Genomic DNA, 509 nt, shown 5'->3' with positions numbered 1-509 from the left:
TCTGCCACTCGGCCACTTCCTCCAGGACCGCATCGGTAACCGCCGAGATCAGGTCCGGCGACACGTCGATGCCGTAGAGCTCCTCCAGATGGCCGCGGATCTCGCGCACTGTCATGCCGCGCGCGTACATGGAGATGATCTTGTCATCGAAATCGGGAAAACGGCGCTGGTATTTGGCGATCAGCTTCGGATCGAAGGTCCCGGCCCGGTCGCGCGGGATCGACAGCGTCATCTTCGACGTGCCCGTCAGCACCGACTTCCGCGAATGGCCGTTGCGGCGATTGACGCTGCCGTCGGTGCGTTCGTCCTCAAGGTGCTCGTCGAGTTCAGCGTTCAGAATCCGTTCCGAAAGCGCCTTCTTCAGGTCGTCGAGCAATCCGTCCTTGGCAAACACCTCATTCGGATCGCGGCCGGCAAGCAGTTGGTCCAGAAGTTCCTTCTCAATAGCCATGCGATGATTCTCTCCTTTCCATCATCATGGCCTCGCGCACAGAATTCCCGACAGTCCC

1 protein-coding gene is annotated in these 509 nt (G+C 60.1%); it reads right to left on the bottom strand.

Annotated features, from left to right (window positions below; genetic code table 11):
• A partial coding sequence (locus NKH01_RS35240) for a transposase (RefSeq protein WP_353024757.1) occupies positions 1-451 on the bottom strand: 451 nt, incomplete at its 3' end.
• Between the last annotated feature and the right edge of the window lie 58 nt (positions 452-509).

Origin of the sequence: Mesorhizobium sp. M1403 (genome assembly GCF_040317695.1) — a bacterium.
GTDB lineage: Bacteria > Pseudomonadota > Alphaproteobacteria > Rhizobiales > Rhizobiaceae > Mesorhizobium.
The sequence above is the reverse complement of the archived record's forward strand: the minus strand, read 5'-3'. Positions and strand labels throughout refer to the sequence as shown.